The sequence below is a fragment of the Streptococcus cristatus genome (assembly GCF_003943505.1).
Classification (GTDB): domain Bacteria; phylum Bacillota; class Bacilli; order Lactobacillales; family Streptococcaceae; genus Streptococcus; species Streptococcus cristatus_E.
The window spans coordinates 194,112-219,871 of the sequence record NZ_RJPS01000001.1; the positions used below are offsets into that span (position 1 = coordinate 194,112).

Here is a 25,760-nt window from a genome sequence, read left to right on the forward strand (position 1 = left end):
TAGCAACCTTTTTACTTTGAAATTCAAACTATTACCTAAACAAGAGAGAATATCTTGCGATACTCTCAAATCTTTATTATTTTGTTTTTTCTTCTACGTAGGCAACCAAGTCACCAACTGTTTTCAAGCCTTCTTCAGTTTCGATTTGGATGTCAAATGCATCTTCGATTTCTGAAATTACTTGGAACAAATCCAATGAATCTGCTTCAAGATCATCGAAAGTTGACTCAAGTGTAACTTCTGATGGCTCTTTACCAAGTTCCTCAACGATAATTTCTTGTACTTTTTCAAATACTGCCATGGATAGACTCCTTTAAAAAATATATTTTTTATCTATGTGTTTCCACATGATTAACTAAATTGTAACAATAAGCGTGCCCCATGTCAAACCTCCACCGAAACCTGACAATAAAATAGTCTGATCTCCGTTTAGCTTAATCAAGTTCTGTTGGACACACTCAGATAATAAAATCGGGATACTAGCTGCACTAGTATTGCCATATTCCATCATATTGGCAGGTAGTTTTTCCCGAGAAACTCCGAGTTTCTTAGCCATTTTATCTAAAATTCGGATATTGGCCTGATGCAAGAGCAAATAATCAAGCTCCTCCACTGAAAATGGACTCTCTTCAATGGTATTTTTGATAGACTGTGCCACATCACGAATAGCGAAATCAAAGATTACTCGACCTTCCATTTTCAAATAGCGATCATCAACTTGCTTTTCCGAAAATGGAGAGGACAAACCAAGTCCACCACAAGTCAAACTCTGACCTCTCAAGCCATCAGTAAACTGGCTTTCAGCCCAAAAATGCTGCTTTTCTGCTGATTCAAGCAAGACACCTCCAGCCCCATCACCAAATAAGACTGATGTCGCCCGATCCGACCAATCAACGACCATCGATAGCGTTTCGCTACCGATGACCAAACCTCTTTGATAGCGACCAGAGGAAATGAACTTTTCTCCAGTTGATAAGGCAAAGATGAAGCCACTGCAAGCTGCCGTCAAGTCAAAAGCAAAAGCCTTGGTAGCTCCAATATTGGCCTGCACTCTAGCTGCGGTTGACGGCATCATAGAATCCGGAGTGATCGTCGCAATAATGATAAAATCAAGCTGATCAGCAGGCAGTTGAGCCTGTTCTAGCAATTGCTCAGCAACCTTTGTAGCTAAATCGCTTGTTGACTCAGCTCGAGATAAATGTCGCTGTTTGATACCTGTTCGACTTGAGATCCATTCATCACTTGTATCCATAATCTTGGCCAGATCATCATTTGTGACAATCTGCTCTGGAGCATAATGAGCTACTTGAGTAATTCTTGCATAGTTCATTATTTCAACTCCTCTAAAAAATTATACAAGTTCTGCAAACCTTTTTGCATTGCATTTTTTTCTTCTGGGGACATTCCTTCCACTACTTGCATGACCATGCGATTGTGGAATCGTTTATGAAGGCGATACAAGAGCCTCCCCTTCTTAGTCAAACTCAGATGAACTACACGACGGTCAATGGATGAACGGCGACGCTCGATATACCCTTTACGCTCCAAGTTATTCAAGCTAGTTGTGACAGTCCCCAAAGTGACTAACAATTCCTTTGAAATATCGCTTGGAGTCGCATTAGGCATGGTACCAATAACATCAATAGTGTGCATTTCTTTAATCGAGACGTCTTTAAATTGACTGCCTCGGAGGCTGGACTCTTCAATAACCAAAACATTATTAAAAATAGATGTTAAATAATCATTGACTAATTGATAATTCAAACCAACACCTCCTTCATAAATACTTTGACATTCAAATTTTATCAGATCTCAAAATAATTTGCAAGTCCTTTTGAAAATTTATTTGATTTTCAAACAATTTTCCTAATATGCAAACAAAATAGTTACTTGCCTGTAAATTGTGGACGACGCTTCTCAGTATAAGCTTGGACACCTTCTTTGAAGTCCTCAGTGAAAGCCAGGGATTTCTGCAAAGATAATTCCAGCTCCGCATATTCTTTCCAACCGCTAAAGAGACTCTTCCAGACCATTTCTTTCATGGCTCTGTAAGAATTCAGCGAACCACGTTTTAGCTTCTTCAGCAACTGTTCCGTTGTTTTTTCCAGTTTTTCTGCTTCACAGACCTTATAGAGCAAACCATAATCCAGAGCCTTCTCCGCAGTCAAGGCCTCTCCCGTCATGACCAAATGAGTCGCCCGAGTCACACCAATTGCCCGAGTCAAAAGATAAAGTCCACCAGCATCTGGCGCTAGCCCTACTCCCACAAAAGCTTGGATGAAACGAGATTTCTCTGTCGCAATACAGAAATCGGCAGCTACAACCATATTGGCAGCAGCGCCTGCAACAGGTCCGTCCACACTCATGATCACTGGCTTGGGTAGCCGTTTCATGGCAAAGGAAATGTCATTGACCAGCTCTGCAATTTTTACCAAGGATTGAATATCATCAGCACTGACAGCTCTTTGCATCTCAGCTAGGTCGCCACCGACAGAAAAGACCTTCCCATTGGCATTGATCACTAAAAACTTCACCGCCTCATCATTTGCGGCCAGCTCAATCGCTTCTAAAATCTCCTCACACATCGGAATATTGAAACCATTGGAAACTTCAGGACGATTGAAAGTAATGGTTGCCACTTCATCAACTACTTTATAAAGAATACCATTAAAAGTCATTCTAACTCCATTCCCGACTGGATAGATGCAGCCGTTTTGTTTTATTCTTAAATAATTTGATAGTCAAATTAAACTTATTCTATCATAAAAGATGTAAGAAAGAAAACAAAAACTGGAAAATTTGATTTGATATTCGTTTTTTGCTTGTTTTTTGGAAAGAAGGTTGGATGAAAAAGCGCTTCTGATAGATTTGCAAAATTTTCAGAATTTTGTTATAATTTTCCTAAATTATGTTTAGGAGTCTCCATGAAAGTTGTTAAATTCGGTGGAAGTTCACTCGCTTCTGCTTCACAATTAGAAAAAGTCTTACATATTGTAAAGTCTGATGCTGAGCGTCGCTTCGTTGTCGTTTCTGCACCAGGAAAAAGAGATGACCAGGATACAAAAGTCACCGATGCCCTGATTAAGTATTATCGCCAGTACATTGCAGGAAATGATGTCTCAAAGGAGCAAAATTGGATTATTAAGCGCTACTCCGATATGGTCTCTGAGCTAGGTCTAAAATCTGCAATTATTGAAAAAATCTCTAAGAGCATCATCTCCCTAGCTACTCTGCCAATTGAAAATAATGAATTTCTTTACGATACTTTCCTAGCAGCTGGTGAAAACAACAATGCTAAGCTCATCGCAGCCTACTTTAACCACAATGGCATTCCAGCTCGCTACGTCCATCCCAGAGAAGCTGGACTAGTGGTTTCAAGCGAACCAGGAAATGCTCGAATCCTCCCTTCAAGCTATGATAAATTAGAAGAACTAATCCATTCCGATGAAGTCCTTGTCATCCCTGGCTTCTTCGGTGTCACTCAAGATGGACAAATCTGTACTTTTTCTCGTGGCGGCTCAGATATTACTGGGTCGATTATTGCAGCTGGTGTCAAGGCAGATGTCTATGAAAACTTCACTGATGTGGACGGCATCTTTGCTGCTCACCCTGGGATTATTCACAAGCCACGCTCCATCGCTGAGCTTACTTATCGTGAAATGCGGGAATTAGCCTATGCAGGTTTTACTGTCCTTCACGATGAAGCACTACTTCCAGCCTATCGCGGAAAAATTCCACTCGTTATCAAAAATACCAACAATCCAGAGCACCCCGGTACGCGCATTGTCCATAAACATAGCGAAGATCATCCTCCTGTTGTAGGAATCGCTGGTGATTCTGGCTTCGTAAGTATTAACATGTCCAAGTATCTCATGAACCGAGAAGTTGGATTTGGTCGCAAGGCACTTCAGATTTTGGAAGATCTAAATATCGGTTGGGAGCATATGCCAACAGGAATTGATGATCTTTCCATTATTCTTCGTGAACGTGAATTAACTCCAATCAAAGAAGAAGAAATTCTGCGCCAGCTTGTACAAAAAGCAGAAGTAGACTACGCTGAAATTGAGCATGATCTTTCTATCATCATGATTGTCGGCGAAAAAATGAAAAGTCATATCGGGGTGACTGCTACTGCGACTAGAGCTCTTTCTGACAACAAAATCAATATCCAAATGATGTCACAAGGTTCCAGTGAAGTTTCCATCATGTTTGTTGTCAATAAGAACCAAGAAAAAGAGGCCATCCGTGCTCTGTACAAAGCATTCTTTGGCAGCTCAGAAAGCAATGAATAAACCGAATAAGTAAACAACAAAGACCTAGCTCTATTCGGAGCTAGGTCTTTCCTTATTCTTTCTTGTTTATAATAATCCTTTTTTCTTTTCCAAGATTAGGTCTTTGACAGATATCAACAGGACAGCCAGCAAAATCATGCCCATACCTACAAAATCAAGCAGATAAAAGCGTTCATTCATAATGACAAAAGCAAAGAAGACCGCTGAAATTGGCTCAATCGAAGCTAAAAGACTAGATTTAACAGGACCGACCAAGCTTGTTCCCTTCAAAAAGACAGTGTAAGCAAAGATTGTTCCGATGACAATGATGCCGACCAAGGCTAGAAGGATATCCAAACGGAATTGCCACTGATGCTGGAAAATACCGCTGAAAGGAAGGAGCAAGATACCTGCAATGGTCATGCCGATTCCGATAACCAGCATGCTTCCCCATCTTTTGATGAGCTCAATCGGCAAAAGAATATATAGCGCGTATGTAAAGGCTGAGAAAATACCTAAAAATAAGCCTTTGGGCGTCATCGAGAGCTGATTAATCTGACCGTGAGTCGCAATCAGAAAGGTTCCTCCGATAGCCAAAATCATAGAGCAAACCTGAGCCACAGTCGGAGCTACTCTATCTTTGACACAAGTGTAAACCAAGACTCCCACTGGACAGAGATATTGTAAAACCGTTGCCGTTCCTGCATTCGTCTCATGAATAGCCGCCAGATAGGCATATTGATTGATGAACAAGCCTAAAATTGCAAAAATTAAAACGTGCAGTAGAGAATTCTTATCTTTCCAAATCTTTTTAAAGGATTCTTTATTTGTAGTATAAGCCAGCATCATCAAGACTAAACCCGCTAGCAACAAGCGCACATTGGTCAAGCTCAGTGCCGAAAAACCATGCTCCATCAGATATTGACCACTTGTTCCCGATAAGCCCCAGGCAATCCCCGCAGCCAAGGTATAAATGGTTCCCCTTAAAACTTTTGACATCCCCAACATCTTTCTTTTAACTTTGATCATTATAACATAAACCATAAAGAAGAGAGTGGGACAGAAATCGGTCATTCGTTAGAATTCGATTTCGTCATCCCACCTCCGCACAGTTGAGTAGTACTGTAAACGTTGATGAAATCAGCGTAATAGAGCCCACTCAACCACTGCGTCTTACTCGACAATACAAAGACAATTGAGAGGCTAGGACTTTTGTCTCAGACTCTTTATGATTCAGCACAGCTCAAAGACGGCTAAGCTTCTATCTCAAGAAGTAAATAAGGCAAGCCTAAGATAAAGCCAATAATTCCTAACATAGCTCGCATTCCAGAAGCTGTAACAAGTACCTTCTGGCCATCTTTCACTTGAATCTTATGCGATTTCATAAAACTTTGTCCAACCTGTAGTTCAACACTGTCCCCCTCAAAAGTCAGCGTTTTACTTTCATCATTCGCAAGTTTATCCACAAGTTGACCATTTAGATATACCGCAACATTTTGGGCAACTCCAACTATACCCGTAGAACGCGTAATTGTAAATTTTGACATCAAAGACTCCCTTACTTCAATCCAGCCTATCAACAAAAACTTTTCAGTTTATTCTTCAATCCTAGCTGAGTAAAAAGGCAGAAGAAACATTAAAGCCATAGCAAGAAGCAATAAAATTGCACGCACTAGGCCACCAAAGAACAGGCCGAGCAATAAAACTCCTAGACAGCTAGAAAAATTCGTAAAATTCGTTTCAACCAACAAGGTTTGCCCTGCTTTAACTGTCACTGGCTTGGTTCTCATAGGAGCAGCTCCTACACGAACAACAGCTTCTTCTCCCTCAATAGGAAAGACAGCCTCGTCGCCATTCTGGATTGTACCAACCTTTTGACCATTGATTAAAATTGGAAAATTCCCAATAATACCTACAAAGCCTGTTCCGCGTTTTACTTTAATTTCTGACATAAGGACTCCTTTATTTTTTATCTATTTTACCATAAGTTCCATTCAAATAAAAGGTAAAAACCAGCCTCACGACTGGTTTTCCGCTTATTTCTAAAGTTTTTCCAACTCTTCATTGAGCAGTTTTTGTGCTACTTGTGGGTTGGCTTGGCCCTTGGTAGCCTTCATGAGCTGACCGATCAAGGACTTAGCCGCATTCCTGTTGCCGCCCTTATAGTCATTGATGGCTTTTTCATTATCCGCAAAGACTTGCTGGATAATAGGAAGAAGTTGAGCAGGGTCTGAGATTTGAATCAGGCCTGCTTTTTGTACATATTCCTTGGCAGAGCCACCATTTTTAGCCAGATGAACAAAGACCTTCTTAGCAATCTTAGAGGAAATTGTGCCATCTGCAATCAGCGCAATCATCTCAGTCAGGTTCTCAGGTGTCAGCTCAATCTCAGAGATGGTCTTTCCTTCTGCATTGAGGTATTGCGCCACTTCTCCTTGGAGCCAGTTAGAGACAGATTTAGCATCGCCACCTGCCGCAACAGCTGCTTCAAAGAAATCTGACACAGCCTTCGTAGCTGTCAGCTGCTTGGCATCGTAGTCAGACAGACCGTAGTCGCCCACATACTTGGCACGGCGCTCTTTTGGAAAGTCTGGCAGGCTACTGCGCACTTGCTCAATCCAAGCATCTTCGATCTCAAAGATAGGCAGATCAGGCTCTGGGAAGTAACGATAGTCAGCCGAGCCTTCCTTCACCCGCATGAGCAGAGTTTCGCCAGTTGCTTCATCATAGCGACGGGTTTCCTGACGGATTTGACCGCCACTGCGTAGGATTTCTGCTTGGCGTTTTTCCTCAAATGCCAGACCCTTACGGACAAAGTTGAAGGAGTTAAGGTTTTTCAGCTCAGTCTTGGTACCAAACTCTTCCTGACCGTAAGGACGGATAGAAATATTGGCGTCGACACGCATGGAGCCCTCTTCCATCTTGACATCAGAAATGCCCGTGTACTGGATGATTTCCTTGAGGGCAGTCAGGTAGGCATAAGCTTCTTCTGGACTGCGCATATCTGCTTCCGATACAATCTCAATCAGCGGCACCCCTTGTCGGTTGAGGTCCACATAAGAGTAGCCATCGCTGCCGTGGGTATTCTTTCCGGCATCTTCTTCCAAGTGAGCCCGCTCGATACGGATTTTCTTGGTCGTGCCATCTTCTAGCTCAATCTCAATCCAGCCATTGTAGCCAATCGGCTCATCAAACTGAGAAATTTGATAGGCTTTTGGATTGTCTGGATAGAAGTAATTCTTGCGGTCAAAGTGCATCTTCTGGTGAATATCCATATTCAAAGCCAGAGCAGCCTTGATACCATAGTCAATGACACCCTTGTTCATAACAGGCAGGACACCTGGGAAGGACCAGTCAATGATATTGGTATTGGCATTTGGATCTTCACCAAAGTGAGCTGGAGCCGGTGAGAAAATTTTTGAATTGGTCTTCAATTCAACATGGACTTCCAGTCCGATAACTGTTTCAAAGTTCATTATTTTTCACCTCCAAAGATAACTGGCTGCTGTTTGTGGTAGTCAGTCGTCGCTTCAAATGCTGCGGCTGCCTGATAGATGGTCGCTTCATCAAAGTGGTTACCAATCAGCTGCAAGCCGACAGGAAGACCATCTGCAAAGCCAGCTGGGATTGAAATGCCAGGCAGGCCAGCCAGATTGACTGGAATGGTCAAAAGGTCAGCCAGATACATAGCCACTGGATCTTGGTTTTGACTGCCCAAGTCATATGCTACTGTTGGTGCAGTTGGGCCTAAGATCAAATCATATTTTTCAAAAACCTTAGCAAAATCCTGCATAATCAAGGTCCGAACCTGACCAGCTTTCTTGAAGTAGGCATCATAGTAACCAGATGACAAGCTGAAAGTTCCCAGCATGATGCGGCGTTTCACCTCTTCACCAAAGCCTTCGCTACGAGATTTGACATAGACATCTTCTAGATTTTCAATGCCTTCTGCGCGGTAGCCATAGCGGATACCGTCAAAGCGCTGCAGGTTAGAGCTGGCTTCAGAGGAAGCAATGATATAGTAAACAGCCACGCCGTACTTGCTGTGGGGCAGACTAACTTCTTCAACGATCGCACCTAGGCTTTCCAAGTGCTTGGCTGCTGCTAAAATCGTTTCCTTGACCTTGCTGTCAATTCCCTCACCCATGTATTCTTTAGGCAAGGCAATCTTCATGCCCTTGATGTCTTGGCCAATCTTGCTGGTAAAGTCTGATACTGCCTCTTGTGATGATGTAGAATCCTTAGGATCATTACCAGAAATGACGTTCAATAGCTGAGCATTTTCCTTAACCGTCTGAGAGAAAGGCCCAATCTGGTCTAAAGAAGAACCAAAAGCAATGAGACCAAAACGGGAAACCCGTCCATAGGTTGGCTTGAGGCCGACTACACCGTTAAAGGAAGCAGGCTGACGAATAGAACCACCCGTATCTGACCCCAGTGACAGACGAACCTGACCAGAGGCAACAGCTGTCGCTGAACCACCAGATGATCCACCGGGAACCTTGCTGCTGTCCCAAGCATTCTTAGTCGTCTTAAAGTAAGAGTTTTCGCTAGATCCACCCATGGCGAACTCGTCCATGTTGGTTTTCCCGACGATAATCATGTCCTTACCATAGAGCTTCTCCACGCTGGTCGCATCGAAAATTGGCTTATAGTTGTAGAGCATTTTAGAGGCAGCTGTTGTCAAAATTCCCTTGGTTGAGATATTGTCCTTAACCGCCAGCGGAATTCCGCTCATAAGATTATCAGCATCAATGCCCTTGGCATCCAGAGCTGCTGCCTGAGCCAATGCCTCCTCTTCGCTGACAGTAATAAAACTATCCACGGCAGCTTCACGTTCTTTGATGTCTGCCAAAGTCGCCTGAGTTAACTCTACTGCAGAAATTTCTTTTTTGACCAGCAAAGCATGCAGCTCTTCAATGGTCTTGTGATTAAAAGTCATTAGGCATCTCCTCCGTCATCTAGGATGGCAGGCACTTTGATGTAGCCCCGCTCTTTTTCAGGTACATTTTGGAAAAGCTCTTCCCGGTTCCAGCCTGGCTGAGCCACATCTTCTCGCATATAGTTGATGTTAGCTGCCACATTAGAAGTGAAAGGCACACCCTCCGTGTCCACTTCATTGAGCAATTCGACCATGTCGACAATTTTAGACAAGGTTGTCGCAAACTCAGCTGTCTCTTCTGGTGAAAAAGCTAGTTTAGACAGTTTTGCAACGTGACTTACTTCTTCTTGAGTAATCTTCATCTCTAATTCCTTTCATAAGATAGACGAGCATGAATACTGACCGAAAACGATAAATCTAAGAAAAATCTTTGTTTTCGAGGTTGAGCTCGCATTGTTTTGCTAAGATAGGGGTGCCAAGCTCTCGTAGCTGCGACCTCTTTCTTTGGCTTCTTCCTGATCTCTTCAGGAATTCGCATCATTTCATTTTACCATATTTCAGGCTAATTCTTCAATTCCAAATGCAGTTCTTTGAGCTGTCTTTGGTCAACCAAACTTGGACTTTCCAGCATAGGGTCAAAACCAGTACCATTTTTCGGAAAGGCAATGACTTGGCGAATATTTTCTTCCCCAGCCAAAATCATAACCAAACGATCTAAGCCAAGAGCCAAGCCACCGTGTGGTGGGAAGCCGTACTCCAACGCTTCTAGGAAGAAACCAAAGTCCCGCTCATAGTCTTCCCGACTCATGCCCAACAGTTCAAACATCGCTTCCTGAGCCTTCCGATCATGAATCCGCAGACTTCCTCCGCCAATTTCATAGCCATTTAAAACGATGTCATAAGCGTGGCTACGGAATTGGTCTGGCTCCTGACCTTCTTCAAAAATGCCCTGTGTGAAAGGATGGTGCATGGCTTGATAGCGGTTTTGGTCTTCATTCCACTCCAGCAACGGCCAATCCACAACCCAGAGGAAATGAAGCAGACTTGGGTCAATCAAATCCAAAGCTTTTGCAACTTCTAAACGTAGATGGCCCAAAGATTCCTGAGCCCGACGCTTCTTGGCCATGACTAGCAGGATGAGGTCTCCATCCTTGGCCTCAAAACGTGCTAGTAAATCCTGACTCTCAGCCTCAAAGGTGTTAGCCAAATCTCCAACTAACTGGCCATTTTCAACTTTTAGACTGGCAAAACGACTGCAGCCAAATTCCTTCATTTCTTGATAAAAATGACTAAGCTGTTTCTTGCTAAAAGCGCTAGCCGCATCTGGCACACAGATTCCCATCACTTTCTCTTGACTATCCAAGGCTTTCTTGATGAGAAGCGAGTCATTGGACTGGCACAAATCCGTCAAACTCTTTAGCTCCAGATCAAAGCGCGTATCCGGCTTATCAGAACCAAAGCGGCTCATAGCCTCTTCATAGCTGATAGTTGGAAAATCTTCTGTCAACTCTAACCCATGGGTTTTCTTGACAACTGCTTTGAGCATGGCTTCAACCAGAGCTCGGATTTCTTCCTCGCTGGCAAAACTCAGCTCCAAGTCCACTTGGGTAAACTCTGGCTGACGGTCTCCCCGCAGGTCTTCGTCACGAAAACAACGAACAATCTGATAATAGCGCTCAAGTCCTGCTCCCATCAGCAATTGCTTGAGCATCTGTGGGCTCTGAGGCAGCGCATAGAATTGATTTTTAAAGACCCGACTAGGAACCAAGAAGTCTCTAGCCCCCTCAGGAGTTGACTTGGTCAGATAAGGTGTCTCCACTTCCAAAAAGTCCAAACTGTTCAAATATTCCCGAATGGTTGAGGTGACCTGATGACGAAGCTTGAGGTTATGTGTCATCTTCTCACGGCGCAAGTCCAGGTAGCGGTATTTCTGACGCAGGTCTTCCCCTGTATGGGCATGCTGGTCCAGTTCAAAAGGCAGGGCCTTGCTACTAGCAATGACTTCAATCTTTTCAGCCCTCAGCTCAACCTGACCAGACTTGATGGCCTTGTTGACAAAGCGGTCTTCCCGCTGAACGACTTGCCCTGTCACTGCGATGACATCCTCTTTGCCAATGTCTTCCAACTTAGCAAAATCTGCAATATCCCCGGCAACGAAGACCTGAAGCAAACCCTCGCGGTCCCGCAATTCAATAAAGGCTAGCTTGCCGTGATTGCGGATGTTGGCCACCCAGCCAGTTGCAGTCATGGTCTGTCCGACCTGCTCTAAACCGTAGTTTCCGATAAAAATTTCTTTCATATTCTTTCCCTCTCAAATCAATATGTAGCTCCGCCCTGTTGTTCAGGATATAAGCAGCAATCTTCTATCATCTTCACCTGACCTACTGCAAAATAAAAAGCTTTCGTCTCTAAAACAGACGAAAGCCGTGGTACCACTGTTATTCGCTGCCCTAAAAGGCAGCCTCTGAGCTCGTAACGTGAGCGACGTTTGTGCTTAATCACACAAAAGATTACGAAACATGTTCTTCGGTTTTTGCTTTCTTGGTGCTGCTCTCAGCTATCAGCACTCTCTGTGCAAGTCAGCAAGCCTACTCTGCTTCTCTCTTACTCTTAAATTGTATTTATTATAGTCGAACCTAGAACATTTTGCAAGTGATTTAAGGCAAATTTGTGATTTTCCTCTGACAAAGAAGCCACAGCCGGCTCTACCACCTGAATCTGGTAACCAAGATTATAGGCATCGATCGCCGTATGCAGGACGCAGATATCTGTCAAGACTCCAGTCAAAATGACCGTATCCACCTTTCTTTCCCGCAGGCGGATATCTAAATCCGTGCCGGAAAAGGCAGAATAATGGCGCTTATCCATCCAAAAGACCCGAGAGTCTGCTTGATGCTTGTCATAAAAATCAGCCAAAGGGCCATAAAGATTGCGACCGCTCGTTCCCTTGATATTATGAGGCGGAAACAGCTTGCTTTCTGGGTGAAAGGCATCATTTTCATCATGGGCATCAATAGTAAAGAAGATATAGTCGCCTCGATCAAATGCCGCCTCGGTTACTTGAGCAATAGCTTCAGAAATCGCCTGAGCCGGCGCTCCTGCTGTTAACTTACCCTCATCTGCAACAAAATCAACTGTATAATCAATGGAAATCAGTGCTTTAGCCATTAGTAGTCCCTCTTTTTAATTTCCTCAAAAACATCTGGGATCAGCACTTTCAGATAAGTTCCTTTCATTCCCAGCGAGCGGCTTTCAATAATCCCAGCGCTTTCCAGTTTGCGCAGAGCATTGACAATCACTGAACGGGTAATCCCGATGCGGTCAGCAATGACAGAAGCCGTCAGTTGACCTTCATTGCCATTGAGCTCACCCAGAATAGCTGAAACAGCTCTCAGCTCTGAGTAAGATAGGGTATTAACCGCCATGGTCACTGCCGTCCGGCGGCGGATATTTTTCTCATCCTCTTCCCGCTGGAAGTTAAGCAGCTGGATCCCAACCACTGTGCTGGCAATCTCGACCAAAATCAAATCGTCATCCAAAAATTCTTTATCATTGCGCCAGATAATCAGCGAGCCCAAGCGAATTCCTGAAACATGAATCGGTGCGATAGTAGTCAAACCATCTGGAAATTCATCTTTGGTTTCCACTGGGAAAATCGTCAAATCGTGAGTTACAGGCAGATTGGCCTCTGTCTCATACACCATGTTTGCTTCTTGGACATATTCTTTGGGGAAAGTCTTGTCTTGGAAAAAAGCTTCTACACGATCATTATTTGTCTTGTAGCGCATGAAATAGCCTAAGAGACGGCCCTTGCTGTTGATGATACAGGCATTGCAATGAATAATATCAGCAAGCTGGCGAGTGATCGCATTGTAAGGAAGTTCCTCCTGAAGTTGCTCTTCTGAACGTTTCAAGATAGAAGTAATCTTCCTTGTTTTTTCTAATAGTTTTGCCATAGATTTACCTCGTATTTAGTCTCCTTGATTGTACCATAATCGACTGAAATTTTCAATAATTATCTGAAAATTGTGTATTGAAAAAAAATTCGCTACAATTCTGAAAGATTCAGAATTTAATGATTGCGAAAAAAATCACTTCATCAAAAAAAACCATTTAAAACAATTCTAAGACGAATTTGTTTTAAACGGTTTATGACTTATAATTTATGCTTATCTGCGATATTGGCGTAGGAAGCGCGTCATTTTTTCTTGGATCTGAGCTAGCTCATCTACTCGAGGCAGATAAACAATTCGGAAATGATCTGGGTCCTTCCAGTTAAAGCCTCGTCCATGGACAAGAAGGACTTTTTCCTGCTTGAGGAAATCCAAGATAAACTGCTCATCATCATCGATACGGTACATTTCTCGATCAATCTTCGGGAAGATGTAAAGACCCGCCTTAGGTTTGACTGCAGACAAACCTGGAATATCTTGAATTGCATCGTAAATGAAGTTTCTTTGTTCATAGATACGACCGCCTGGCAAAAGCAATTCATCCACCGACTGGTGACCTCCAAGCGATGTTTGCACAACCTGCTGGGCCAATACGTTAGAGCACAAGCGCATATTGGAAAGCATATTAAGGCCTTCGATATAGCCTTTAACGTGCCGCTTAGGACCAGATAGCACCATCCAGCCAACTCGGAAGCCAGCGATACGGTGAGACTTAGACAGACCATTCATACTAACACAGAAAACATCAGGAGCCAGACTAGCTACAGGCGTATGCGCATGTCCATCCATCACCATGCGGTCATAAATTTCATCCGCAAAGATGATAAGATTGTTCTGACGAGCAATTTCCACAATTTCTAGCAAAAGTTCCTTAGGATAAAGTGCTCCCGTTGGATTGTTAGGATTGATAATAATGATAGCCTTAGTATTAGAAGTGATTTTTGACTTGATGTCGTCAATATCTGGATACCATTCTGCCTGCTCATCACAGACATAATGAACCGCATTCCCACCAGCCAGACTAACTGCAGCCGTCCAGAGCGGATAGTCCGGCATTGGTACTAGGACCTCATCTCCATCATCCAAGAGTCCCTGCATAGACATAACAATCAGCTCGCTGACTCCATTTCCAAGATAAATATCATCGATATCAACATTAGGGAAATTTCTGAGCTGACAATACTGCATAATGGCCTTACGGGCTGAGAAAATCCCCTTAGAATCAGAGTACCCCTCACTATCACGCGCATTCATAATCAAATCATGAATGACCTCGTCTGGAGCGGTGAAACCAAATTCAGCTGGATTTCCTGTGTTCAGACGGAGAATTTTTTCTCCATTAGCCCGCATCCGCATCGCTTCATCCAAAACCGGTCCACGAATATCATAGGCTACATGCTCCAGTTTGCTGGACTTATTAAATTCTTTCATCCTATTTTCCTCAATTCATCTGAATGATTTTATTATACCATCAGAAAAAAAGATTGACAATCAGGAAGAATTTGGGAAAGCTCGTTTGAATTAAAATATATCTTATAACTCAGGAAAATACACTTGTCCATCANGATAATTTCACTTGATTTCTGAATTTCATTTGCAGCTTTACTTTTTTTCTGAAAAGGTTTACAATATAAGTAAAGACATAAGAAACTCGAATCTAGTATTCGACAAAAGATGGAGGTAGCTTTATGACTCAACAAAAATATGAAAACATCATGGTCGCTGTTGACGGCTCTCGCGAAGCAGAACTCGCTTTTGAAAAAGGTGTCAATGTGGCGCTGAGAAATGCTTCTCGCCTGACGATTGCTCATGTAATTGATACACGGGCTCTCCAAAGCGTCTCAACCTTTGACGCTGAGGTCTACGAAGATCTCCAAGAAGAGGCACAAAAGTTGATGACAGAGTACAAGGAAAAGGCGCAAAAAGCAGGGGTCAAATACGTTGATGTCGTCATTGAATTGGGCAATCCCAAAACCCTCCTGTCAACTGACATTCCTGACGAACACAAGGTTGATTTGATTATGGTCGGGGCTACTGGTCTCAATGCCTTTGAACGCCTCCTAGTCGGCTCATCATCTGAATATATCCTCCGCCACGCTAAAGTGGACTTACTGGTCGTTCGTGACAAAGAAAAAACATTCTAAACCCACCAGGTAAGCAGTTCTAATGCCCTGCTTCACCCATAAATGCAAGTTAAAATCCCTCATTAGGTTAGCCTAGTGAGGGATTTGTGTTTTAGAACGATAAAAATCTTATTTCAGCTTGCCTTTTAAATACTGGCCAGTATAGCTGGCTGGATTGGCTGCGACTTCTTCTGGTGTACCAGTCGCAATGATCGTACCACCACCGACACCGCCTTCTGGTCCTAGGTCGATGATATGGTCTGCCGTTTTGATAACGTCCAGATTGTGCTCGATAACGAGTACTGTATTGCCATCGTCCACAAAGCGTGATAGCACATGAAGAAGCTTGGCAATATCCTCAGAATGCAGACCCGTGGTCGGCTCATCCAAGATATAGAAAGACTTACCAGTCGAGCGCTTGTGAAGCTCGCTAGCCAGCTTCATCCGCTGGGCTTCACCACCTGACAAGGTTGTAGCTGGCTGCCCCAGAGTCACATATCCTAATCCCACATCCTTGATCGTCTGGAGTTTGCGGGCAATCTTAGGAATGTGTTGGAAGAATTCCACCGCATCATTGACCGTCATGTCCAGAACCTGAGCGATATTCTTCTCCTTGTAGTGGACTTCCAGAGTTTCACTGTTGTAGCGAGTACCGTGGCAGACCTCACAGGCCACATAGACGTCAGGCAGGAAGTGCATCTCAATCTTGATAATTCCATCACCCGAGCAGGCCTCGCAGCGACCACCCTTGACGTTAAAGCTGAAACGGCCCTTCTTGTAGCCGCGAATCTTAGCTTCATTAGTCTTGGCAAACAGATCGCGAATATCGTCAAAGACTCCAGTATAGGTAGCCGGATTGGAGCGCGGTGTCCGGCCAATCGGACTTTGGTCAATATCAATCAGTCGATCCACATGCTCAATGCCGCTGATTTTCTTGAACTTACCTGGCTTAGCAGAATTGCGGTTGAGTTTTTGAGCAATGGCCTTTTTAAGGATAGAATTGACCAGCGTTGACTTACCGGATCCAGAAACTCCTGTCACAGCGATGAATTTGCCCAAGGGGAATCTGGCCGTGATATTCTGCAGATTATTTTCCTGAGCCCCTGTCACTTCAATAAAGCGGCCATTGCCGACACGGCGGTCCAATGGTACTGGGATCTCGCGCTTACCTGACAAGTATTGGCCTGTGATAGATTTCTTGCTCCTAGCTACTTGTGCAGGAGTGCCGGCTGCTACGATTTCTCCACCAAAAACACCCGCTCCTGGTCCCACATCAATCAGCCAGTCAGCCTCCCGCATGGTGTCCTCATCGTGCTCAACTACGATGAGAGTATTGCCCAAGTCACGCATCTTCTTGAGGCTGGCAATTAGGCGGTCATTATCACGCTGATGCAAGCCAATAGAGGGCTCGTCCAGGATATAGAGGACGCCACTTAGATTAGAACCAATCTGGGTCGCCAAGCGGATCCGCTGGCTTTCTCCTCCTGATAGAGTCCCAGCCGAGCGAGACAGGGTTAGGTAATTAAGGCCAACGTTATTCAGGAAGGTTAGCCGGTCATGAATTTCCTTGAGAATCGGCCGCGCAATCGTGGCTTCATTGTCAGTCAGACTTAACTTCTCCAACTGTTCCAAATGATCTGCAATGGACAAGTCTGAAATCTCACCGATGTGCAAGCCATCTTCGCCGCCAACCTTGACAGACAAGGCCTGAGGACTGAGTCGATAACCGTGGCAAGCCGCACAAGTCAGCTCATTCATATAAGCCCGCATCTGCGTCCGAGTAAAATCACTATTGGTTTCATGGTAGCGACGGTTGATATTGGTGACAACCCCCTCAAAAGGAATGTCAATATCGCGCACGCCACCAAATTCATTTTCATAATGGAAATGGAACTCCCGCCCATCTGAGCCAAAGAAAATCAGCTGCTTTTCTTCCTCAGTCAGCTCCTCAAAAGGCTTGTCTATATCAATACCAAAGGCTGCCATGGCCTGCTCCAGCATCTGTGGATAGTAGTTGGAAGAGATGGGATTCCAAGGCGCTAGTGCTCCTTCGCGCAAGGTCTTGCCAGCTTCTGGCACAACTACATCGAGATCCACCTCCAGCTTAACTCCCAGACCATCACAGTCCGGACAGGAGCCAAAAGGCGCATTGAAAGAAAAGAGGCGTGGCTCTAGCTCTGGCACCGTAAAGCCACAGACTGGGCAGGCATAGTGCTCAGAAAAGAGCAGCTCTTGACCGTCCATGGTATCAATCACCACATAACCCTCAGCAATCCGCAGAGCTGCTTCGACCGAGTCAAAGAGGCGGCTGCGTACCCCTTCCTTGATGACAATTCTGTCCACCACGACTTCAATATCATGCTGCTTGCTCTTAGAAAGCTCTGGCACTTCTGTTACATCATAGACATCGCCATCCACGCGCACCCGGACATAACCGTCTTTCTGAATCTTATCAAAAACGGTCTTATGCTGTCCCTTTTTCTTGCGAATGACTGGCGCTAAAATCTGCAGCCGCTGACGCTCTGGCAATTCTAAAACCTTGTCGACAATCTGCTCAACAGACGAAGCCTTGATAGCCCCGTGGCCGTTGATACAGTAGGGCGTTCCAACACGGGCATAGAGCAGGCGCAGGTAGTCATTGATTTCGGTGGCTGTTCCCACTGTTGAGCGCGGATTTTTACTGGTCGTCTTCTGGTCAATGGAAATAGCCGGGCTGAGACCATCAATCGAGTCCACATCTGGCTTTTCCATGTTGCCCAAAAACTGCCTAGCATAGGCCGATAGGCTCTCAACGTAACGGCGTTGTCCCTCAGCGTAAAGGGTGTCAAAAGCCAGACTGGACTTGCCCGAACCAGACAGACCAGTTACCACGACCAGCTTGTCCCGCGGAATTTCCACATCAATATTTTTTAAATTATGAGCTCGCGCTCCATGAATCACAATTTTATCTTGCATCTCTTCCACACTTTACCTTTAAACTTCTTCTATTATAGCAAATTTTTCTGCAAACTTTTTCCCAAAAGACTAGAATTTGTAGTATAATAAGACGGTGCTTATAAACGATTCTAGGAGGAGATATGAAGCAAGTATTTTTATCAACAACAACCGAGTTCAAGGAGATTGATACACTTGAATCAGGAACTTGGATAAATATGGTAAATCCTTCTCAAAATGAATCTTTAGAAATCGCAAACGCCTTTGGCATTGACATAGCTGACCTACGAGCACCGCTCGATGCCGAGGAAATGTCTCGGGTCACCATCGANGATGANTACACNNTGATNATCGTAGACGTGCCNATCACAGAAGAACGGAATAACCAGACTTACTATGTCACTATCCCGCTTGGTATTATCATCACAGAAGAAGCCATCATCACGACTTGCTTGGAAAAATTGCCCCTGCTCGATATTTTCATCAATCGACAACTGCGCAACTTTTACACCTTCATGCGGTCACGTTTTATCTTTCAGATTCTCTACCGCAATGCCGAGCTATATCTGACGGCCCTGCGTTCCATTGACCGCAAGAGCGAGCAGATCGAAAGCCAGCTGCACCAGTCGACTCGAAACGAAGAACTGATTGAGCTCATGGAGTTGGAAAAAACCATCGTCTATTTCAAGGCCTCCCTCAAAACCAACGAGCGCGTGATCAAAAAATTGACCAGCGCTACCAGCAATATCAAAAAATATCTGGAAGATGAGGACTTGCTGGAAGATACCCTGATTGAGACCCAGCAGGCCATTGAGATGGCTGATATTTATGGGAACATCCTCCACAGCATGACAGATACTTTTGCGTCCATTATTTCCAACAACCAGAACAATGTCATGAAGACACTGGCTCTGGTAACCGTTGTTATGTCCATCCCGACCATGCTCTTCTCAGCCTATGGGATGAACTTCAAAGATAATGAACTACCTCTAAATGGCGAACCGCATGCTTTCTGGATTATCATGTTTATCGCCTTTGCTCTGAGCGGCTCTCTGACCCTCTACCTCTTCCATAAAAAATTATTCTAACCACCAGAAAGGACCACCATGTCACAAGTATTATTAGACAAACTAACCAAGAAAAACAAGGAATTTCTCCACATTGCTACTCATCAACTCCTCAAAGATGGCAAATCCGACGAAGAAGTGAAGGCAATCTTAGAGGAAATCATTCCAAACATTTTAGAAAATCAAGCCAAGGGTATCCCTGCCCGTGCTCTCTATGGGGCACCAACTTACTGGGCTTCTTCTCTCACTGCCAAAGAGCGCTATGATGCCGAGCATCCCAAGCAAAATGATGATCCAAAATGGATGATGCTGGATTCCGTCCTATTCATTTTTGGTTTCTTCACCGTTCTGACTTCCATCGTCAATTTGGCATCTTCTAAACCCTCTGTTTACGGCATGACGACACTTGTCTTTGGTAGTATTGTCGGCGGCCTTGCTTTCTACGCCCTCTATCATTTCGTTTACCGTTTTTACGGACCAGACACTGACCGTAGCCAACGACCACATCTACTCAAATCTATCCTTATCATGCTAGTAGCTATTGCTCTTTGGACCCTTTCAATTGTTGGTTCTAGCCTACTGCCCGACTCTCTCAACCCACATTTGTCAAATATCGTCGTTGCCATCATCGGAGGGATCACCCTAGCACTCCGTTTCTACCTCAGGAAACGCTTCAATATCAAGAGTGCAACCATGGGGCCAGCGAAATATTAAGCAGCATAGAAAAAGAGGTTTTATGACCTCTTTTATTTTACTCTTTTGAAAAGTATAATACCAACTCATCGTTATTCTCGCACGAAGCATAGGGCGTGAGTGGCTGATTTTGAAACCAAACTCCTGACCCATCTGGCATATAACCGCGACCTACATACAGTCGTTGTGCTGGACCATAGCCTTTATGTAGCCCAACACCCAAGCTGACCACATCTGAATAATGCTGCGCTACTTGCTCCGCTTTGTCCAGTAAAGCTGTGCCAATTCCTTGCTTTTGGAAACTTTCAAAAACATTAAAATCCGTTAACTCAGGATAAAGGCCAGCAAAGGGTCCATGCTTTGCCAATGGGATGACTGTAATGTAGCCAGCAAAAAATTCCCCAACAACCGCCACCAAAACTTGGCGCTCACCCGCCTCTTGCTCCAGAAAGTAGTTTTTTAAAATCTCTCTCCGACCAGGCCAGCCTTGCTGGATAAAAGCATTCGATAAGCCTTCAATATCCTCAAAAAGCATCTTTCTGATGGCCAGTTCTTCTGTCATGGCAAGCCTCCCATATCTTGATAGTTTCTTCTATTATAGCACTGTCCCTTTCTATCATCAAGATAGCAAAAATCCCTGCTAGAAGCAGGGACTCTCATTAGTCTTCATTTACGAAAGGCATCAAAGCCATTACGCGAGCGCGTTTGATAGCTGTTGTTACTTTACGTTGGTTTTTAGCTGAAGTTCCTGTTACACGACGAGGAAGGATTTTCCCACGTTCTGAAACGAAACGGCTAAGAAGCTCAGTATCTTTGTAATCAACATATTCAATCTTGTTTGCTGCGATGTAATCAACTTTTTTACGGCGTTTGAATCCGCCACGACGTTGTTGAGCCATGTTATTCTCCTTTATATTATAGTTCTAGTTTTGTCCATTTTTAGAATGGTAAATCATCGTCTGAGATGTCCATCGGGTTTGAATTGCCGAATGGGCTTTCATCACGAGAAAAATTCGGTACTTGGTTGAATGAGTCAGCATTACCATAGCTTGGTGCAGAATTTCCACCGAAGCCACCGCCACCAAAGCCAGCTGAAGGCTGCCCTTCACGGCTTGCACGACTTTCCAGAAGCTGGAAGTTGTCTGCAACGACTTCTGTGACATAGACACGCTGGCCTTGCTGATTGTCGTAGTTACGAGTCTGAATGCGACCAGTAATTCCGATCAAAGCGCCTTTTTTGGCCCAATTAGCAAGATTTTCTGCCTGCTGACGCCAGATAACAACATTGATAAAGTCCGCTTCACGCTCACCACTTTGGTTTTTAAAGTTGCGATTAACAGCCAGAGTAAAGGTTGCAACCGCTTGGTTTTGCGGTGTATAGCGAAGTTCAGCATCACGGGTCATACGTCCCACAAGTACAACGTTATTAATCATAATTTACCTTCTTAAGCGTCAAGTTTGACGATCATGTGACGAAGAATGTCAGCGTTGATTTTTGAAAGACGGTCAAACTCTTTAAGAGCTGCATCGTCGTTTGCTTCAACGTTAACGATGTGGTAAAGTCCTTCACGGAAATCTTGGATTTCGTATGCAAGACGACGTTTTTCCCAGTCTTTTGATTCAACAACAGTTGCACCGTTGTCAGTCAAGATAGAGTCAAAGCGTGCTACCAAAGCGTTTTTAGCTTCTTCTTCAATGTTTGGACGAATAATATAAAGAATTTCGTATTTAGCCATTGATATGTTCCTCCTTTTGGTCTAATGACCCCAAGACGTTGCAAGGGGTAAGTGAGGTTCACTCACGAATAATAATTATACTAGATTTCCTTGCAAATAGCAAGAATAAATTTCGCTTTTCTTTGAATGATCTGCTAAAGCATTTTATCAGCTAGACAAAGCATACCAGCAAGTGATTTATTGCACCTGTTCGGCTCCTTCTTTTAAGCGACCGTAAAGCAGATAGGGGACGGATGTTAATTCTTGGAGGTTGCGGCAGGACAGGGCGCACATCAACAGACGTAAATCTTCTTTCCAACCATTTACAATAGCAATGACCTCTTCGACTGAGTGTTTTTCGACCAAGTCTAACATAGTCCGAGAAAGGCCGACTGCTTTAGCACCAAGGACCAAGGCTTTAACCATGTCTAAAGGATGGCGAATACCGCCACTAGCCAGCAACTCCACCTTGTCCACCCAGTCCTGCGCTGCCAGCAAGGCTTGGGCTGTGGTCTGCCCCCAACCGTTGAGATAGTCTCGCTGACCGCTCCTCCGATTTTCAATATAGGCAAAGCTCGTTCCACCACGACCAGAAATATCAAAGGTTGAAATTCCTAGTGCCTGCGCTTCCTCAATCGTCTTTCGATCCATGCCAAAGCCTACTTCCTTGAGGACAAGGGGGACCGGAAAATCTTTTCCATAGACTTCCAGATGTTGCTTCCAAGTTCCGAAAGTCCGCTCTCCCTCAGGCATCAGCAATTCTTGCATGACATTGACGTGTAGCTGGAGAAACAAAGGTTTCAAATCCGACACCGCCTGCAAGCCTGCTGCTACTGGTTTGTCAAGACCAATATTGCTGGCCAAGAGTAGGCTAGGCTTATCCTTTGCCACAACGTAAGAATCATCATCTGGATTTTTCAGAGCAGCACTGTAGGAACCCGTCACAAAGAGGATGCCGCAGGCCTCCGCCACTTTAGCCAGTTTTTCATTGATTTCTCGACCTTTTGGACTTCCACCTGTCATAGCATTGATATAAAAGGGAAAATCCCAGTCACGCCCAGCGAAATGAGTGGATAAATCAATCTCGGCCAAATCATAGGCTGGCAGAGAGCAATGGATTAATTCTATATCATCAAAGCTATTGTAGCCAAGGGGCTGTTCTAGGGCGTAGTTGATATGATCATCTTTACGACTTTGGCTCATGAGCACCCATCCTTTCTTGGTAGAGTAATTCCAGACCAACTTCTTGCCAGCGTTGGATCAAGGTTTGGCTATCTTCGGTAGCAAAAGACAGGGCGAAGCCACAGTCTCCACCGCCAGCTCCACTGCTTTTAGCGACACAATCTAAGCCCTGACTCGCCTCTCTTAAGTCCTGTAATTTCTCCGTGTAAATCAGCGGACTGAGGCTATCTAATAACTGACTGGCAGTCAATAGGCTATCTTTTACAGCTATCTTATCAGCCGACAAAAGAGCTTCTTTCAGACTGTCCACCTGAAGCTGGGTTTGAGTCAAGAAGTCCTCGTTTAAACTCGACTTAACCTGCTTGACAAGGTCACTCGAAATAGCTGGTTCTCTCGTCCAACCAAGCAGAAAATCACAGGTCAAACTAGGATGGATAGGCTTGATTTCATAGCCCCAATCTTGATCTAAAATTTCTAATAGACTTGTGTCGACCAATCGCTGGCGGATTGCCATCCGATCAAAAGATCGGTAATAAACCAGTTGTTCATAAGCAATGCAGGCCAGATCTCCCATGGAGCCATTATCCCCCCGCTTGAGAAGCACCACTGCAGCTAGTCTAAAGAGGAGGTCAGAGCTTAGTTTCAGTTGATAAAAAGCGGCCATCGCCTTGATCGTCAGGACAACCACGCTACCACTGGAACCCAGCCCAAACTTTCGCCCGTCTTTCTCCATTTTTCCTCTGATAGTCAGAGCAAATGGGTGCAATGGGCGTTGCAGCAAGCTGAGATAGTCATTCACCAGCTGAATGGTCTCTTGAATCAAGCCATAGTCCGCGTCTGGCACTAGACTGGCTTTATGGCTAAAAAGATCCGAATCCAGCTCATAACTATCCGCCGCCTCAATCTCTGCCCGCATATAGATGGGAATATTCTTTATCAAAGCTGCATACCCAGGGCTCAGAACAGCGTATTCTCCAGCTAGATAAAGCTTCCCGCAGGTCTGGACTTGTATCTTAGTTTCCATCAGGCAATTCCTTCGTTTTGGAGACAATCAGACGGTACTGATTCTCAAAGAGGGGCACCAAGTCTTCCAAGTCCTCTTCAAGACAGAGAACCTTGACATTAGGGCCAGCGTCCATGGTGAAATAGCAACGATGCCCCTGGCCTCGGAGCTGGCGAACAAAGTCCATCGCAGCATAGCTTTCCTCCGTCAGATAAGTAAATGGAGGCGTGGCTGTCTCTGTCGTTGCATGCATCCGCAAAGCATTCTCCTCGGTCAACTGCCCAACTTTCTCAAAATCATTATTCTTTAAGTAAGCCAGCATGTCCTGATAATCCTGTGCTGACTGGTCAATCCAAGCCTGAAAATTTTTGGACGTTTCGGCACAGAGCTGCATGCCGAGTCGACTAGAAATCAGCTTTTTCTCATCATGAAGCACCAACATAATCATGGCTAGCTTAAGGTCGGTTTGCACAGGATAAATTGCTCCGCTATCCTTGTTCCATGCTGCCAAAGGACCAAAAAAGGAGCGGGCTGACGAACCTGAAGCAAACTTGGCCAACTGAGCCAACTCCTCGATACTGTAATGAGTTTCAAAATAAGCATCACAAGCCTTGACCAGAGCAGATAAGCCGCTGGAACTAGAGGATAAGCCTGCCGCTGTCGGCATATTGTTACTGGTGTCAATCCGAACCCAATCACTCGGCTCCGTCCGAAAACGGTCAATAATTCGACTGACTTTGGCATGCTCTTCTGGGCTTTGCAATTGCCCATCGATATAAAATTCATCGCCAGCAGCCTCAGCCGCAAGCGGACTTAACTGGGTTTGGGTGTACATATTCTCTAAAGTCAAGGAAATACTGCTGGTAGCAGGAATCATCCGCTCGGCATCTGCCTTGCCCCAATACTTGACAATAGCAATATTGGCGTAAGACTTGACACTTACAGACTTTCTATCCATATATTGCTGGCTCCTTTCTCTCTCAAAAGACGGGCTAGGTCTTCCGCCTCTTTCTTTTCTTTTATTAGCACAATCACGCAGCCGCCTAGGCCACCACCACTCATTTTAGCTCCGAGAGCTCCATTTTCAAGCGCCAGCTCGACCAAATCATCAGATAGCTGGCAAGAAACTCCCAACTGGGCTAGTTTGCCGTGCGCCTTGGTCATGGCCTGGCCCATGGTCAGCAAATCCTTGAGCTGGATCGCCTTCTCAACGATTTTTGTCAGATTTCCCAGCTCCTGTAAGAGGGGCAGAGCCTCCTGACCCAAGCTTTCCACCTTTTTGATGGCTTCCCGCGTGTGTCCGTGAATGCCCGTATCCGCAATCAGCAGATGAGCGCCCAAATCTAACTCAATCTCTGAAAATCCGACATTGCGGATAAACTTGATGGCTACATCACTAAGACAGGTCTTGGCATCCAGACCGCTTGGATTCATATGGGCAATCATCTCTGCTCGATTAGCCAAAATTTCCAGAGTTTCATGATCCAAGGCTTCCTCGAAGTAGTCAAAAATCGCACGAATAGCTGCAATGCTGACAGCAGCAGACGAACCCATGCCCCGCTTTTCTGGCACCATGGAATTCACCTGGCAACGAATCTGAGCACCTTGCTTCCCCAAATGCTCCAAGCAGGCAAAAACAGCCATGGACAAGGTATCTTCCTCATAGAGAGTCCAAGGCTTCTCAGAAGAAAATACCTGACAAGTCACTTCGATATTATTGAGAGGCAAAGCCAAGGCTGGATAGCCATAGACCACCGAATGCTCCCCCATCAGAATAATCTTGCTATGTGCCTTGCCGACACCCTTCTCTTTTGTCATACTTTCTCTCTATTTCTTCCTTCTATCTTCTATATTTTAATATACTTTTGAAAAAAAAGCGATCTTTTCCTATCTTGACTGACAAAGTCACGTTAAGCAGTCAAAAACTCCAAGCAAAA

At 44.6% G+C, this 25,760-nt stretch carries 27 protein-coding genes; 4 read left to right on the top strand and 23 right to left on the bottom strand.

Annotation, left to right across the window (positions count from 1 at the left end; all coding sequences use genetic code 11):
* Positions 1-76: 76 nt before the first annotated feature.
* From D8792_RS01040 to fabM, 4 genes are all read right to left on the bottom strand, one after another.
* Positions 77-301 carry an acyl carrier protein gene (locus D8792_RS01040; protein WP_005591706.1) on the bottom strand — a complete coding sequence of 75 codons (225 nt, stop codon included), beginning with the start codon at positions 299-301 and terminating at the stop codon, positions 77-79.
* Between the two features lie 54 nt (positions 302-355).
* A complete protein-coding gene (locus tag D8792_RS01045; protein ID WP_125372538.1) occupies positions 356-1,330 on the bottom strand; it encodes a beta-ketoacyl-ACP synthase III in 975 nt (324 codons plus the stop codon).
* Positions 1,330-1,764 (bottom strand): fatty acid biosynthesis transcriptional regulator FabT, encoded by a 435-nt coding sequence (gene fabT, locus D8792_RS01050; protein ID WP_005591704.1) that lies wholly within the window; start codon positions 1,762-1,764, stop codon positions 1,330-1,332. The genes D8792_RS01045 and fabT overlap by 1 nt, the downstream gene beginning before the upstream one ends.
* Before the next feature lie 122 nt (positions 1,765-1,886).
* Positions 1,887-2,678 (bottom strand): trans-2-decenoyl-ACP isomerase, encoded by a 792-nt coding sequence (fabM, locus tag D8792_RS01055; protein WP_048763491.1) that lies wholly within the window; start codon positions 2,676-2,678, stop codon positions 1,887-1,889.
* A 246-nt stretch (positions 2,679-2,924) separates the two neighbouring features.
* On the opposite strand from fabM, the gene D8792_RS01060 reads away from it, so the two are divergent.
* Complete coding sequence (locus D8792_RS01060) at positions 2,925-4,292, top strand: aspartate kinase (protein ID WP_125371151.1); 1,368 nt, start codon at positions 2,925-2,927, stop codon at positions 4,290-4,292.
* Positions 4,293-4,358: 66 nt separating this feature from the next.
* On the opposite strand, the gene D8792_RS01065 is transcribed toward D8792_RS01060, so the two are convergent.
* The 10 genes from D8792_RS01065 to D8792_RS01120 all read right to left on the bottom strand — a co-directional run bounded on the left by D8792_RS01065 (position 4,359) and on the right by D8792_RS01120 (position 14,537).
* A complete protein-coding gene (locus D8792_RS01065) occupies positions 4,359-5,270 on the bottom strand; it encodes a DMT family transporter (RefSeq protein WP_125372539.1) in 912 nt (303 codons plus the stop codon).
* A 254-nt stretch (positions 5,271-5,524) separates the two neighbouring features.
* Positions 5,525-5,818, bottom strand: coding sequence for a hypothetical protein (locus D8792_RS01075; protein ID WP_125372540.1), 294 nt, complete (start codon positions 5,816-5,818; stop codon positions 5,525-5,527).
* A gap of 48 nt (positions 5,819-5,866) precedes the next feature.
* On the bottom strand, positions 5,867-6,223 hold the full coding sequence (locus D8792_RS01080; protein ID WP_125372541.1) for a hypothetical protein: 357 nt from the start codon (positions 6,221-6,223) through the stop codon (positions 5,867-5,869).
* A 90-nt stretch (positions 6,224-6,313) separates the two neighbouring features.
* Positions 6,314-7,747, bottom strand: a complete 1,434-nt coding sequence (gene gatB / locus D8792_RS01085; protein WP_125372542.1) for an Asp-tRNA(Asn)/Glu-tRNA(Gln) amidotransferase subunit GatB — start codon at positions 7,745-7,747, stop codon at positions 6,314-6,316.
* Positions 7,747-9,213 carry an Asp-tRNA(Asn)/Glu-tRNA(Gln) amidotransferase subunit GatA gene (gene gatA / locus D8792_RS01090; protein WP_125372543.1) on the bottom strand — a complete coding sequence of 489 codons (1,467 nt, stop codon included), beginning with the start codon at positions 9,211-9,213 and terminating at the stop codon, positions 7,747-7,749. Before gatA ends, gatB begins: the two co-directional genes overlap by 1 nt.
* Complete coding sequence (gene gatC / locus D8792_RS01095; RefSeq protein ID WP_005591696.1) at positions 9,213-9,515, bottom strand: Asp-tRNA(Asn)/Glu-tRNA(Gln) amidotransferase subunit GatC; 303 nt, start codon at positions 9,513-9,515, stop codon at positions 9,213-9,215. Before gatC ends, gatA begins: the two co-directional genes overlap by 1 nt.
* Positions 9,516-9,715: 200 nt before the next feature.
* Positions 9,716-11,452 carry an aspartate--tRNA ligase gene (aspS, locus tag D8792_RS01100; protein ID WP_125372544.1) on the bottom strand — a complete coding sequence of 579 codons (1,737 nt, stop codon included), beginning with the start codon at positions 11,450-11,452 and terminating at the stop codon, positions 9,716-9,718.
* Positions 11,453-11,763: 311 nt separating this feature from the next.
* Positions 11,764-12,321, bottom strand: coding sequence for a cysteine hydrolase family protein (locus D8792_RS01110; protein ID WP_125372545.1), 558 nt, complete (start codon positions 12,319-12,321; stop codon positions 11,764-11,766).
* Positions 12,321-13,109: a GTP-sensing pleiotropic transcriptional regulator CodY gene (codY, locus tag D8792_RS01115; RefSeq protein WP_005591692.1), complete on the bottom strand. Its 789-nt coding sequence runs from the start codon at positions 13,107-13,109 to the stop codon at positions 12,321-12,323. The genes D8792_RS01110 and codY overlap by 1 nt, the downstream gene beginning before the upstream one ends.
* A 213-nt stretch (positions 13,110-13,322) precedes the next feature.
* Positions 13,323-14,537, bottom strand: coding sequence for a pyridoxal phosphate-dependent aminotransferase (locus D8792_RS01120; RefSeq protein WP_125372546.1), 1,215 nt, complete (start codon positions 14,535-14,537; stop codon positions 13,323-13,325).
* Between the two features lie 257 nt (positions 14,538-14,794).
* On the opposite strand from D8792_RS01120, the gene D8792_RS01125 reads away from it, so the two are divergent.
* A complete protein-coding gene (locus D8792_RS01125) occupies positions 14,795-15,250 on the top strand; it encodes a universal stress protein (protein WP_005591690.1) in 456 nt (151 codons plus the stop codon).
* A gap of 108 nt (positions 15,251-15,358) precedes the next feature.
* On the opposite strand, the gene uvrA is transcribed toward D8792_RS01125, so the two are convergent.
* On the bottom strand, positions 15,359-18,184 hold the full coding sequence (gene uvrA, locus D8792_RS01130) for an excinuclease ABC subunit UvrA (protein WP_125372547.1): 2,826 nt from the start codon (positions 18,182-18,184) through the stop codon (positions 15,359-15,361).
* 122 nt (positions 18,185-18,306) lie between these two features.
* Between uvrA and D8792_RS01135 the strand changes: the two genes are divergently transcribed.
* Both D8792_RS01135 and D8792_RS01140 read left to right on the top strand, forming a co-directional pair.
* The gene (locus D8792_RS01135; RefSeq protein WP_125372548.1) at positions 18,307-19,251 is read left to right on the top strand and encodes a magnesium transporter CorA family protein; all 945 of its coding nucleotides are present in this window, start codon (positions 18,307-18,309) and stop codon (positions 19,249-19,251) included.
* Positions 19,252-19,269: 18 nt separating this feature from the next.
* A complete protein-coding gene (locus tag D8792_RS01140) occupies positions 19,270-19,944 on the top strand; it encodes a DUF1129 domain-containing protein (RefSeq protein ID WP_125372549.1) in 675 nt (224 codons plus the stop codon).
* 37 nt (positions 19,945-19,981) lie between these two features.
* On the opposite strand, the gene D8792_RS01145 is transcribed toward D8792_RS01140, so the two are convergent.
* The 8 genes from D8792_RS01145 to mvk form a co-directional block, all read right to left on the bottom strand.
* Positions 19,982-20,485 (bottom strand): GNAT family N-acetyltransferase, encoded by a 504-nt coding sequence (locus D8792_RS01145; RefSeq protein ID WP_125372550.1) that lies wholly within the window; start codon positions 20,483-20,485, stop codon positions 19,982-19,984.
* 97 nt (positions 20,486-20,582) lie between these two features.
* Entirely contained in the window at positions 20,583-20,822 is a 240-nt protein-coding gene (gene rpsR, locus D8792_RS01150) for a 30S ribosomal protein S18 (protein ID WP_000068664.1), read from the bottom strand.
* A gap of 40 nt (positions 20,823-20,862) precedes the next feature.
* Complete coding sequence (locus tag D8792_RS01155; RefSeq protein ID WP_005591685.1) at positions 20,863-21,357, bottom strand: single-stranded DNA-binding protein; 495 nt, start codon at positions 21,355-21,357, stop codon at positions 20,863-20,865.
* 11 nt (positions 21,358-21,368) lie between these two features.
* Positions 21,369-21,659, bottom strand: a complete 291-nt coding sequence (gene rpsF, locus D8792_RS01160; protein WP_002896497.1) for a 30S ribosomal protein S6 — start codon at positions 21,657-21,659, stop codon at positions 21,369-21,371.
* Between the two features lie 177 nt (positions 21,660-21,836).
* Positions 21,837-22,841 (bottom strand): type 2 isopentenyl-diphosphate Delta-isomerase, encoded by a 1,005-nt coding sequence (gene fni, locus D8792_RS01165; protein ID WP_125372551.1) that lies wholly within the window; start codon positions 22,839-22,841, stop codon positions 21,837-21,839.
* Positions 22,825-23,844 (bottom strand): phosphomevalonate kinase, encoded by a 1,020-nt coding sequence (locus D8792_RS01170; RefSeq protein ID WP_125372552.1) that lies wholly within the window; start codon positions 23,842-23,844, stop codon positions 22,825-22,827. The genes fni and D8792_RS01170 overlap by 17 nt, the downstream gene beginning before the upstream one ends.
* Positions 23,834-24,781 (bottom strand): diphosphomevalonate decarboxylase, encoded by a 948-nt coding sequence (gene mvaD, locus D8792_RS01175; RefSeq protein WP_125372553.1) that lies wholly within the window; start codon positions 24,779-24,781, stop codon positions 23,834-23,836. Before mvaD ends, D8792_RS01170 begins: the two co-directional genes overlap by 11 nt.
* Entirely contained in the window at positions 24,763-25,641 is an 879-nt protein-coding gene (gene mvk / locus D8792_RS01180; RefSeq protein WP_125372554.1) for a mevalonate kinase, read from the bottom strand. The genes mvaD and mvk overlap by 19 nt, the downstream gene beginning before the upstream one ends.
* Positions 25,642-25,760: the final 119 nt, after the last annotated feature.

Bases quoted from the DNA above. Each gene is read 5' to 3' on its own strand.
- gatA (WP_125372543.1), bottom strand. From the start codon at position 9,213: ATGACTTTTAATCACAAGACCATTGAAGAGCTGCATGCTTTGCTGGTC.
- fabM (WP_048763491.1), bottom strand. From the start codon at position 2,678: ATGACTTTTAATGGTATTCTTTATAAAGTAGTTGATGAAGTGGCAACC.
- rpsR (WP_000068664.1), bottom strand. From the start codon at position 20,822: ATGGCTCAACAACGTCGTGGCGGATTCAAACGCCGTAAAAAAGTTGAT.
- D8792_RS01120 (WP_125372546.1), bottom strand. From the start codon at position 14,537: ATGAAAGAATTTAATAAGTCCAGCAAACTGGAGCATGTAGCCTATGAT.
- codY (WP_005591692.1), bottom strand. From the start codon at position 13,109: ATGGCAAAACTATTAGAAAAAACAAGGAAGATTACTTCTATCTTGAAA.
- aspS (WP_125372544.1), bottom strand. From the start codon at position 11,452: ATGAAAGAAATTTTTATCGGAAACTACGGTTTAGAGCAGGTCGGACAG.
- D8792_RS01145 (WP_125372550.1), bottom strand. From the start codon at position 20,485: ATGACAGAAGAACTGGCCATCAGAAAGATGCTTTTTGAGGATATTGAA.
- gatC (WP_005591696.1), bottom strand. From the start codon at position 9,515: ATGAAGATTACTCAAGAAGAAGTAAGTCACGTTGCAAAACTGTCTAAA.
- D8792_RS01140 (WP_125372549.1), top strand. From the start codon at position 19,270: ATGTCACAAGTATTATTAGACAAACTAACCAAGAAAAACAAGGAATTT.
- uvrA (WP_125372547.1), bottom strand. From the start codon at position 18,184: ATGCAAGATAAAATTGTGATTCATGGAGCGCGAGCTCATAATTTAAAA.
- D8792_RS01080 (WP_125372541.1), bottom strand. From the start codon at position 6,223: ATGTCAGAAATTAAAGTAAAACGCGGAACAGGCTTTGTAGGTATTATT.
- D8792_RS01125 (WP_005591690.1), top strand. From the start codon at position 14,795: ATGACTCAACAAAAATATGAAAACATCATGGTCGCTGTTGACGGCTCT.
- D8792_RS01045 (WP_125372538.1), bottom strand. From the start codon at position 1,330: ATGAACTATGCAAGAATTACTCAAGTAGCTCATTATGCTCCAGAGCAG.
- D8792_RS01155 (WP_005591685.1), bottom strand. From the start codon at position 21,357: ATGATTAATAACGTTGTACTTGTGGGACGTATGACCCGTGATGCTGAA.
- mvaD (WP_125372553.1), bottom strand. From the start codon at position 24,781: ATGGATAGAAAGTCTGTAAGTGTCAAGTCTTACGCCAATATTGCTATT.
- D8792_RS01110 (WP_125372545.1), bottom strand. From the start codon at position 12,321: ATGGCTAAAGCACTGATTTCCATTGATTATACAGTTGATTTTGTTGCA.
- mvk (WP_125372554.1), bottom strand. From the start codon at position 25,641: ATGACAAAAGAGAAGGGTGTCGGCAAGGCACATAGCAAGATTATTCTG.
- D8792_RS01170 (WP_125372552.1), bottom strand. From the start codon at position 23,844: ATGGAAACTAAGATACAAGTCCAGACCTGCGGGAAGCTTTATCTAGCT.
- rpsF (WP_002896497.1), bottom strand. From the start codon at position 21,659: ATGGCTAAATACGAAATTCTTTATATTATTCGTCCAAACATTGAAGAA.
- D8792_RS01060 (WP_125371151.1), top strand. From the start codon at position 2,925: ATGAAAGTTGTTAAATTCGGTGGAAGTTCACTCGCTTCTGCTTCACAA.
- D8792_RS01040 (WP_005591706.1), bottom strand. From the start codon at position 301: ATGGCAGTATTTGAAAAAGTACAAGAAATTATCGTTGAGGAACTTGGT.
- D8792_RS01075 (WP_125372540.1), bottom strand. From the start codon at position 5,818: ATGTCAAAATTTACAATTACGCGTTCTACGGGTATAGTTGGAGTTGCC.
- D8792_RS01065 (WP_125372539.1), bottom strand. From the start codon at position 5,270: ATGTCAAAAGTTTTAAGGGGAACCATTTATACCTTGGCTGCGGGGATT.
- gatB (WP_125372542.1), bottom strand. From the start codon at position 7,747: ATGAACTTTGAAACAGTTATCGGACTGGAAGTCCATGTTGAATTGAAG.
- fni (WP_125372551.1), bottom strand. From the start codon at position 22,841: ATGAGCCAAAGTCGTAAAGATGATCATATCAACTACGCCCTAGAACAG.